The sequence below is a fragment of the Candidatus Dorea massiliensis AP6 genome (genome assembly GCF_964245105.1).
GTDB classification, from domain to species: domain Bacteria; phylum Bacillota; class Clostridia; order Lachnospirales; family Lachnospiraceae; genus Laedolimicola; species Laedolimicola intestinihominis.
The window spans coordinates 49,727-59,385 of sequence record NZ_CAXTKW010000002.1; the positions used below are offsets into that span (position 1 = coordinate 49,727).

Consider the following 9,659-nt stretch of genomic DNA (forward strand, 5'->3'; position numbering starts at 1 on the left):
GTTTTATGGAGGAACGATTTATCATGTACGACTGCATTATCATCGGTTCCGGAATCGCAGGCGCTGCGGCGGCCAGAGTGCTGGCGGAGGAGCAGGGCAAGAAGGTTCTGGTACTGGAAAAGAAACACCATATCGGCGGCAACTGCTACGACGGGAAGGACGAGTACGGCATCCTGGTACACTGGTACGGCCCGCACATCTTCCACACCGGCAACGAGGAGGTCTATGAGTGGCTGTCCCGTTTCACCGACTGGTACGCCTTCGGCCACGAGGTAGTAGCCCGGGTGGGCGACAAGCTTCTGCCGGTTCCCTTCAACCTGAATACCCTGAAAATGGTCTACGGCGAGGAAAAAGCCGCAGTATTGGAGAAAAAGCTGGTGGATACCTTCGGCTTCGGCGCGCGGGTGCCGATTCTGAAGCTGCGGGAGCAGCAGGACGAGGATCTGCGGGCCATCGCGGACTACGTCTATGAAAATGTTTTCCTGCGCTACACCATGAAGCAGTGGGGTCAGACCCCGGAGGAGATCGACCCGGCAGTCACTGGCCGCGTTCCGGTGGTCATTTCCTATGATAACCGGTATTTCGGGGACAAATATCAGGGTATGCCCAGGGATGGTTTTACGCCCATGTTTGAGAAAATGCTGGCTCACCCGAACATTGAGATCCGCACCAATACCAACGCGAAGGACGCACTGGTCATTTCCGAAAAGGAGGGCAAGGTACTGCTGGAAGGTCAGGAGTTCCATGGCACAGTTATTTATACCGGCCCGGTGGACGAGCTCTTCGACTGCCGCTTCGGACGGCTGCCGTATCGGACTCTGCGCTTTGATTTTGAACACTATGACAAGCCCGATTACCAGGGGCACAGCGTGGTGAACTACACGGTCAGCGAGGATTACACCCGTATCACCGAGTTCAAATATCTGACCGGTCAGAAGGCCGACAGCACTACGATTGTGAAGGAATATCCCTTCGCGTATACCGGCGCAGAGGGCGAGATTCCCTACTACGCCATCATGAATGAGGAAAATAACGCATTGTACCGAAAGTATGCGGATCTGGCGGCGCAGATACCGGATTTCCACCTTCTGGGCAGACTCGCAGAGTACAAATACTACAATATCGACGCCATGGCGGCAAAGGCCATCGCCCTTGCCCGCTCTCTGGCGTAAAAAGGAGGAAGCATGAAACTTTTATCCGTAGCAATTCCCTGTTACAATTCCGAGGCTTATATGCGTAACTGTATTCATTCCCTGCTGGCAGGCGGCGAGGAAGTGGAGATTATCATCGTGGACGACGGTTCCAGGGACGGCACCGCGGCCATTGCCGACGAATATGCTGAAAAATATCCGACCATCGTGAAGGCGGTTCATCAGGAAAACGGCGGTCACGGTGAGGCAGTCAACGCAGGCCTTCGCAACGCCACCGGTCTTTACTTCAAGGTGGTAGACAGCGATGACTGGGTATCTATTTCCGCTTACAAGGAGGTATTAAAGACTCTGGAGAAGCTGGCCGGCGCAAAGCCTATGGTGGATATGCTTATCAGTAATTTCGTCTATGAAAAAGAGGGCGCAAAGCATAAAAAAGTCATGAGCTACCGCTCTGCGTTTCCCCAGGATCAGGTCTTTACCTGGGATGATGTGAAATTCCTGCACAAGGGGCAGTATATTCTGATGCATTCGGTTATTTATCGCACCAAGCTGCTCCGGGAATGTGGACTGGATCTGCCAAAGCACACCTTCTATGTGGATAACATCTTTGTGTACCATCCGTTGCCCCATGTGAAGTATCTGTACTATCTGGATGTGAACTTTTACCGCTATTTCATTGGCCGCAGTGATCAGTCTGTCAACGAGAGCGTTATGATTGGCCGCATCGACCAGCAGCTGAAGGTCAACCGCATCATGATCGATGACTACAAGCTCTCCGACGTGCGTCAGATTCCCAACCGGAAGCTGCGCCACTATATGAAGAATTACCTGGAGATCATCATGGTGGTATCTTCGATTATTGCCATTCGTTCCGGTACCGAGGAGAACCTGGAGAAGAAGTACGAGCTCTGGAAATACCTGAAAAAGAAAGACCCGAAGACCTACTATGAGCTCAAATGGGGCGTCCTGGGCCGTACTATGAACCTGCCGGGCAGAACAGGCCGGAAGATATCGGAAGTGGCTTATAAGATTGCGAATAAGTTTGTTGGATTTAACTAGAAAGAAATGAAGAAACGCTGCGGATTCGTATATGTGGACGCAGATGACGAAGGAAACGGCACTTACAAGCGTTATCGGAAGGATTCTTTCTACTGGTATAAAAAATAATTGAGACAAATGGCGCTGAATCAGAATAAAAAACAAAATCAGGCTGGCAGATCAGACACATATCTGATCTGCCAGCCGTTCTCATTTCTCATAAAATTCTTTTTAAATAACGGTCTCTCTCTTCCTCTTCGGCACCCGTTCCCGTGTGAACGAGAACTCCATCCGATACACGATCTGATCCATCAAAGTACCCAGCACGATACCGGCCATCACGTCCAGGGCGGAGTGCTGCTTCAGGAACATGGTCGCCAGGATGATGGAAATCATCAATATAAAGGAACCGCCGTAAATCAGGCGATTGCGGCCAAGCTTCGGGTTATTCACCACAGCCCGGTGGGCTGCAATGGAATTGAATACATGGATACTCGGGAAAATGTTCGTCGGGGTATCCGCCTGGTACAGAATCTGCACCGCAAAGGTGAAGATATTGTGCCGTGGAAGCTCGGTGGGCCGCAGCAGGTGTCCGTTCGGATAGATGGTGGAGATTACCAGAAACAGTGTCATTCCGGTAAACAGGAAGAAACAGTAGCGGTAAAACTCTTTTTTCGTTCCCTTGAAGAACAGATACAGGAATACGGCGGCAATGTATACAAACCATAGCAGATACGGCACAATGAAATATTCCACGAAAGGAATCTTATCGTCCAGCCATACATGAATCACATGGTAGGGCTGGTTGGCCCGGCTTTCCAGCCAGAAAAACCAGGGCAGATAGATAAAGCCGTAAAGCAGAACCCAGGCGTGCTTATATTTCTGGAAAAATGCTTTCATGCTGTCAACCTCCTTCTATGAACAATAAAATTTATCAGAAACCCTGTGAAAAACGGGGCTGTTCATTTCTGAATCGCAGTATAGCACAAAGCTATTTCCGGTTCAATCAGGTTCATAATTTTTTAAGAAAAAAATCACATTTTACAGGACATTCTCCATAATATACAAAAGCGTTCCGCAAAGTAATGTTATGTAAATAAAATCAGAATTATGCGTTCTTTCCGGCTGCAATCAAAGTCAGGATCTGGGGGCAGCAGGCCATTTTTACAGTGCCTTCCATAAGGCAGGTTTCACCGTCCGTATGGAGCGGCAGCGTGCCGGTGACAGTCACTTCCGCGCTCCTGGCCCGGAAGATGTGGACGCCCGGGAAAATGGTGTGGAAACCCGCGTAAGCAGTCGGAAGCATCAGGGCGATCAGAAGCTTTCCGAGACGGTTGACCACGAAGATATCAAGAACTCCGTCGTGGATATCCGCATGAGGAGCCAGCTTCAGTCCGCCGCCCTCGCAGTCGCAGTTCATGCCGGATACGAAATAGGCCTTCGAGAAAGTCCGTGATTTCCCATTGCTCAGAGTAATAGTTACAGGGACTGGTTTACATAAAATCAACTGCTTCAGCGCAATACCGGCGTAGGTAAGCTTGCCCAGATGCAGATGGTTCAGAAAGTTTTTCATCCGGGAATTCAGTGCCTCATGGCAGACTGCGGCGTCAAAGCCACAGCCGCAGCTTACGGCAAAATAGCGCTTCTGTCTGCCGAGCTCCATCAATCCCAGGTCGAGCTTATCGAAGCGGGTGGGATGCAGGATATTCTGAACCGCAGCTTCGGTATCGGTGGGCAGCCCCATACACCGGGCAAAATCATTGCTGGATCCGGTGGGGATGTAGCCGAGGGTTACACGGGAAAAATCCCGGATGCCATTTATTACTTCATTGACCGTTCCGTCTCCGCCCACGGCAATCAGTGTCAGGCGTTCCGTCCGCGCAGTGATTTCAGCGGCCAGTTCGGTAGCATGAGTCCGGTAGGCGGTGAAAAATACCCGGTATTCCACATCCTCCTGATCCAGTATGCGTTCCGCCTTCTGCCATACGTATTTTCCGTTGCCGGAACGGGAACCGGGATTCACAATAAAATAGTACATGGCCTGTTCTCCTGCCTTTCTCCTGCGTTTTGAAATCTCGTTTTTATGGTTCCAGTATAGCATCGGGAAAAATCGGGTTCAAGAGTAGAAATGCCTAAAATCAGCTAATAGAATTTTCAGAAATTGATATGATTGACGGATACAGACAGATCGTGTACAATATAAGAAATATGGGCTGATCTGCCCATGGAGAATAAACGGAAAGAAAAAGGAGCTTTACATGAAGAAAGCAGTGATTATAGGAGCCGGACCGGCAGGTGTGACGGCTGCATATGAATTATTGAAGAAATCTGACGAGTACGAGGTGCTGATTCTTGAGGAGAGCCAGGAGATCGGCGGTATCTCGCGAACAGTGCGTTACAACGGTAACCGTATGGATATCGGCGGCCATCGTTTCTTTTCCAAGGATGACCGTGTAACCGCGTGGTGGGATGAGATTATGCCGCTGCAGGGCGCGCCGTCCTACGACGATAAGGTGCTGGGACGTACGATTCCGCTGAGGGCGGGCGGACCGGATCCGGAGAAGGAAGACCGGGTTATGCTGACACGTAACCGTGTATCCCGCATTTATTATCAGAAGAAGTTCTTCGATTATCCGGTTAAGATGAACGCGCGGACCATTAAGAACATGGGCTTTGCCACCACCATGGTAGCAGGCTTCAGTTACCTGAAGGCAGCTGTAGCCAAGAAGCCGGAGGACTCTCTGGAGAATTTCTATATCAACTGCTTCGGTAAGAAGCTGTATTCCATGTTTTTCGAGGGTTACACTGAGAAGCTGTGGGGACGTCATCCCAGCGAGATCGATGCTTCCTGGGGTGCGCAGCGTACCAAGGGCTTGTCTATCATGGGCATTCTGAAGGATAATTTCCAGAAGCTGCTGCCTCAGAAGCAGGACAAGCATCAGGTACAGACTTCTCTGATTGAGGAGTTCAATTATCCGAAGTACGGCCCGGGCCAGCTGTGGGAGACCGCAGCAGCCGAGGTAGAGAAGATGGGCGGCGAGATCCGCAAGGGCTGCAAGGTGACCAGACTGCACACGGCAGATGGCCGCGTGCAGAGCCTGTCTTATGTACAGAACGGAGAGGAGCACACTATCGAGGGCGACGTATTTATTTCCTCCATGCCGGTGAAGGATCTGGTAGGCGGCATGAACGACGTGCCGGAGGATATGAGCAAGATCGCGGCGGGACTGCCCTACCGTGATTTCGTGACTGTAGGACTTCTGGTGGACAAGCTGAACCTGAAGAACGAGACCAAGCTGAAGACCCTGAACAATATCGTTCCGGACTGCTGGATTTATGTTCAGGATGTGGGTGTAAAGCTGGGTCGTATCCAGGTATTCAATAACTGGTCCCCGTATCTGGTATCCGATCCGGATCATAAGGTATGGATTGGTCTGGAGTACTTCTGCAGCGAAGGCGACAAGTACTGGAACATGAGCGAAGAGGAGTGGGTACAGTTCGGTATCTCCGAGCTGGTAAAGATGGGCGTCATCACCAGCGAGAAGGACGTGCTGGATTCCCACAGAGAGCGTGTAAAGAAGGCATATCCGGCATACTTCGATACCTACGATCATATGGATGACCTGATCAAGTATCTGGACACCTTCGAGAACCTCTACTGCGTAGGTCGTAACGGTCAGCACCGCTACAATAACATGGATCACTCCATGGCCACCTCCTTCGAGACCGTGGACAACATCCTGAGCGGCAGAAAAGACAAGAAGAATATCTGGAGCGTGAATACGGAGAAAGAGTATCACGAAGAGAAGAAAGAAGCATAAAATAAAAGTCCCGACAGGTTTACACATAGCCTGTCGGGACTTTTATTTTATGTAATAGGAAATTTCGATGGAATCCCCTATTACATAAATAATATTTACGCTGCGAACTTCTGCCAGTATCCCATCACAAAGATGAACAGTACAATCAGCGGAAGAATGTAGCTTACATAGAACCGCGCCCACTGCGGAAACTTGATGCCCTTGCCGGCGTCTGCCTCGGCGATGAACCTATCCCAGCCCCAGCCGTAGCGGCTGGTACAGAATAAAAGGTACATAAGGCTGCCCAGGGGAAGCAGATTGTTGGAGACGATGAAGTCCTCCAGATCCTGGATGGTGCTTCCGGCGCCCAGGGGCGCGATGCCGCTCCATACATTGAAGCCCAGTACGCAGGGCATGGAGAGAACCAGAATCAGAATCAGGTTTACAAGGACAGATTTCTTACGGGTCCAGCCCCAGAGGTCAATGCCGAAGCTGATGATATTTTCAAATACGGCAATGATGGTGGACAGGGCTGCGAAGCTCATAAATACGAAGAACAGGGTTCCCCAGAGGCGGCCGCCTGCCATCTGGTTGAAGATATTTGGCAGGGTGACGAAAACCAGTCCCGGTCCCTCACCCGGGTCTACACCAAAGGCAAAGCAAGCCGGAAAGATAACCAGTCCGGCCATCAGCGCAACGACAGTGTCCAGGATGCAGATGTTTACAGATTCTCCCATTAACGTACGGTCGCGGCTGATATAGCTTCCGAAGATAGCCATAGCGCCGATACCAAGACTTAAGGTGAAGAATGCCTGCCCCATGGCAGCAAAGATCACCTCGCCGACGCCATTTTCCACAATCTTGCTGAAATCCGGAATCAGGTAGAAGCGAAGGCCTGCACCTGCGCCCGGCAATGTAACGCTTCGGATACAGAGAACCACCAGGATTACCAGCAGGAAGGACATCATGACTTTTGTGATACGCTCCACACCGTTCTGCAGGCCCATGCTGCAGATACCGAAAGCCAGAAGCACAGCTACGATCATCCAGAAGGTCATGGAACCCGGGGAAGCCAGCATATCGTTGAAGACACCGCCAACCGCATCCGGTGTGAGACCATGGAAGGAACCGGAGGCCATCTTAAAGATATAGGAAATCATCCAGCCACCCACGGTGGTGTAGAACATCATCAGCAGGTAATTGCCCGCCATGGCAATATAGCCTTCAATGTGCCATTTGGTGCCCTTTGGCTCCAGTACATGGAAGCTCCGGGCTGCGGACTTGCGGCTTGCGCGGCCCACCGCGAACTCCATGGCCATAATCGGCATGCCTAAGATAACAAGGAATACCAGGTAAATCAGTACAAAAGCAGCTCCGCCGTATTTACCGGTGATATAAGGAAAGCGCCATACATTGCCCAGGCCGATGGCACAGCCGGCTGAAATCAGAATAAAGCCCAGCCGGGATGAGAATTTTTCACGTTTCTCCATTGTAAATCTCCCTCTTGCTATTAAAAATAAATTCGTGACTTATCATAGCAGAGAATGCAGCGGTGCGTCAATGCGACGCATCAACGCTTCGAAACGGCAATACGGCAATACAAAAAAAGGAAGCTCCCCTGCTGGAAGCTTCCTTTAAGTTGTTTTCAATATGGAGTTGTTTTATACGGATAAGTAATTCTGCGTTATAAAGCAGTCTTGAAAATAGAACTCCGGTAACGCTCCAGCACCAGCAGCAGAATCGTGCCGATGATGGTGGCGGTCAGAATCTCGCCGAGAGCCACCGTTCCCATCATGAAGGGAATCGGGAGCGGCTCACCGTAGCCGTATTTCAGAACCCAGGGAATGATAAGCGCGTTGGCTGCCACCGGCGGAACAGAAGCCAGATACTTGCTCTTATTCCGAAGGGCGTAGGTGGCAAATGCGGCGATAAGGGTCGCCACGCTTCCGGCGATAACGTCCAGAATAATACCGCCGCCCAGCACATTCGCGATGAGACAGCCCACGAAGAGACCGGGAATCGCAGCCGGCGTAAAGAACGGCAGAACCGTCAGCGCCTCGGCGATACGCGTCTGGATGGGGCCGTAGCTGATGGGCTGGAACACCACGCAGAGTACTACATAGATAGCAGCGATCATAGCTGCCTGGGTCATAAACTGCACTTTGTTTGTTTTCATATTCAGTTCTCCTTTAGTTTTGTTTTACGAGTGGAAGGTCACGAACACTCGATTCATTTAACGCCGGGAATCGGCGGAAGCCCGATAAGACCTTGTTTTTTGGGGCTTTGCAACGTGTGATAGTATAACACGACAGCGGTGTAAAATCAAGTCCCGGAAAAATGTGAAAAATACGTTGACTTAAATGTTATAAAATGTTATGATGTGTTATACAGAACGGGAGTAATATAACAAATCTTAACAAGAGGATGTATCAATATGAATCTGCTCAGAAAAGAGACCATAGGAAAATATATCCAGGAGAAGGGCGCTGTTACCGTAAAGGAGTTGGGGGCTCTTTTTCCGGAGGTCAGTCTGATGACCATTCACCGTGATCTGGAGAAGCTGGAGCGGGAGGGTGTGATAACCCGGACCCGGGGCGGAGCCATAGCCGTGACGCAGGGTTCCAGTCCTACGGAGGCTAAGCTGGAGGCGCGGATGCAGACCAATATGAAAGCAAAGCGCGAGATGGCGAAGAAAGCATTGAAGCTGATTGAACCGGGAAGCGCCATTTTTATGGACGCCGGGACATCCAGTATTGCGCTGGCACAGACCCTGCCGGACATGGATTTGAATATATTTACTACCGCGCCTAATGTGGCGATTGAACTTTCGAGGCTGTCTGCGCCTACGATTCACATGTGCTGCGGAACTTTGAACCGGCTGAATCAGGCCGTATCCGGACAGAGCACCCTGCAGATGCTTCGGGGCATCAATATCGCGCTGGCGTTCATAGGCGTATCCGGTTACACAGACCAGGGCGGTTTTACCTGCGGTAAAGAGGATGAGATGCTGGTGAAACGACTTATGGTGGAACGGGCCGGGAAAAAGGTGATTTTGATGGACAGCTCCAAATGTGGAAAGATTTTACCTTACACCTTTGGAAATGTGGAAGATGTGGATTATATCATTACCGATGGCGAGGTTCCGGCGTCTTTAAGAGAACGGGCTGAGAAAGTCGGAACCGAGATTCTGTAAAGAATCATGAGCATGTGAGCAATAAAAATGGAACTATATAGGAAAGGATAATGGAGGGTAAAAACATGGCAGTAGGCGTATTGATGCCAAAGGCGGGAATCACCGTAGAAGAATGTGTGATTACGGAATGGCTAAAGAAGAAAGGCGACCACGTAAATGTGGGCGATGTTCTTTTCACCTATGAGACGGACAAGGCTTCTTTTGAGTGCGAGTCCACAGCAGAAGGAACACTTCTGGACATTTTCTATGAGGATGGAGACGAAGTACCGGTTCTGGTCAATGTCTGTGCTATCGGACAGCCGGGAGACGATATTTCCGGAATTAAAGAAGGCGGATCCGCACCGGCAGCAGAAGCCGCACCGGCAGCAGCACCCGCACCCGCGGCAGCACCTGCACCGGCGGCAGCACCCGCAGGCGGTGCGCACATGGCCCAGGGCGTCCTGATGCCGAAAGCAGGAATCACTGTAGAAGAGTGCG

9 protein-coding genes and 1 pseudogene are annotated in these 9,659 nt (G+C 50.8%); 6 read left to right on the top strand and 4 right to left on the bottom strand.

What is annotated here, in order from left to right; genetic code table 11:
• The first annotated feature begins 5 nt into the window (after positions 1 to 5).
• The 3 genes and pseudogenes from glf to ACESZP_RS02685 all read left to right on the top strand — a co-directional run.
• Positions 6 to 1,172 (top strand): UDP-galactopyranose mutase, encoded by a 1,167-nt coding sequence (glf, locus tag ACESZP_RS02675; RefSeq protein ID WP_499707945.1) that lies wholly within the window; start codon positions 6 to 8, stop codon positions 1,170 to 1,172.
• Positions 1,173 to 1,184: 12 nt separating this feature from the next.
• A complete protein-coding gene (locus tag ACESZP_RS02680; RefSeq protein ID WP_178039232.1) occupies positions 1,185 to 2,210 on the top strand; it encodes a glycosyltransferase in 1,026 nt (341 codons plus the stop codon).
• A 3-nt stretch (positions 2,211 to 2,213) separates the two neighbouring features.
• Positions 2,214 to 2,347 (top strand): annotated as a pseudogene (locus tag ACESZP_RS02685) (family 1 glycosylhydrolase); the annotation flags it as partial.
• Positions 2,348 to 2,420: 73 nt separating this feature from the next.
• Here ACESZP_RS02685 and ACESZP_RS02690 read toward each other — a convergent pair.
• Together ACESZP_RS02690 and ACESZP_RS02695 are read right to left on the bottom strand one after the other, a co-directional pair.
• Complete coding sequence (locus tag ACESZP_RS02690; protein WP_499707946.1) at positions 2,421 to 3,089, bottom strand: phosphatase PAP2 family protein; 669 nt, start codon at positions 3,087 to 3,089, stop codon at positions 2,421 to 2,423.
• 208 nt (positions 3,090 to 3,297) lie between these two features.
• Positions 3,298 to 4,227, bottom strand: a complete 930-nt coding sequence (locus ACESZP_RS02695; RefSeq protein WP_499707947.1) for a diacylglycerol/lipid kinase family protein — start codon at positions 4,225 to 4,227, stop codon at positions 3,298 to 3,300.
• Between the two features lie 220 nt (positions 4,228 to 4,447).
• On the opposite strand from ACESZP_RS02695, the gene ACESZP_RS02700 reads away from it, so the two are divergent.
• The gene (locus tag ACESZP_RS02700; RefSeq protein WP_178039229.1) at positions 4,448 to 6,010 is read left to right on the top strand and encodes an FAD-dependent oxidoreductase; all 1,563 of its coding nucleotides are present in this window, start codon (positions 4,448 to 4,450) and stop codon (positions 6,008 to 6,010) included.
• A 95-nt stretch (positions 6,011 to 6,105) separates the two neighbouring features.
• Here ACESZP_RS02700 and ACESZP_RS02705 read toward each other — a convergent pair whose 3' ends face one another.
• Entirely contained in the window at positions 6,106 to 7,479 is a 1,374-nt protein-coding gene (locus ACESZP_RS02705) for a sodium-dependent transporter (RefSeq protein ID WP_178039228.1), read from the bottom strand.
• Positions 7,480 to 7,673: 194 nt separating this feature from the next.
• Positions 7,674 to 8,165 carry a QueT transporter family protein gene (locus tag ACESZP_RS02710; protein WP_499707948.1) on the bottom strand — a complete coding sequence of 164 codons (492 nt, stop codon included), beginning with the start codon at positions 8,163 to 8,165 and terminating at the stop codon, positions 7,674 to 7,676.
• A 258-nt stretch (positions 8,166 to 8,423) separates the two neighbouring features.
• Between ACESZP_RS02710 and ACESZP_RS02715 the strand changes: the two genes are divergently transcribed.
• On the top strand, positions 8,424 to 9,182 hold the full coding sequence (locus ACESZP_RS02715; RefSeq protein ID WP_499707949.1) for a DeoR/GlpR family DNA-binding transcription regulator: 759 nt from the start codon (positions 8,424 to 8,426) through the stop codon (positions 9,180 to 9,182).
• Between the two features lie 65 nt (positions 9,183 to 9,247).
• The coding region (locus ACESZP_RS02720; protein ID WP_499707950.1) for a biotin/lipoyl-containing protein at positions 9,248 to 9,659 on the top strand (412 nt) is incomplete at its 3' end.

Coding starts and splice junctions, on each gene's coding strand:
- glf (WP_499707945.1), top strand. CDS start 6: ATGGAGGAACGATTTATCATGTACGACTGCATTATCATCGGTTCCGGA.
- ACESZP_RS02680 (WP_178039232.1), top strand. CDS start 1,185: ATGAAACTTTTATCCGTAGCAATTCCCTGTTACAATTCCGAGGCTTAT.
- ACESZP_RS02690 (WP_499707946.1), bottom strand. CDS start 3,089: ATGAAAGCATTTTTCCAGAAATATAAGCACGCCTGGGTTCTGCTTTAC.
- ACESZP_RS02695 (WP_499707947.1), bottom strand. CDS start 4,227: ATGTACTATTTTATTGTGAATCCCGGTTCCCGTTCCGGCAACGGAAAA.
- ACESZP_RS02700 (WP_178039229.1), top strand. CDS start 4,448: ATGAAGAAAGCAGTGATTATAGGAGCCGGACCGGCAGGTGTGACGGCT.
- ACESZP_RS02705 (WP_178039228.1), bottom strand. CDS start 7,479: ATGGAGAAACGTGAAAAATTCTCATCCCGGCTGGGCTTTATTCTGATT.
- ACESZP_RS02710 (WP_499707948.1), bottom strand. CDS start 8,165: ATGAAAACAAACAAAGTGCAGTTTATGACCCAGGCAGCTATGATCGCT.
- ACESZP_RS02715 (WP_499707949.1), top strand. CDS start 8,424: ATGAATCTGCTCAGAAAAGAGACCATAGGAAAATATATCCAGGAGAAG.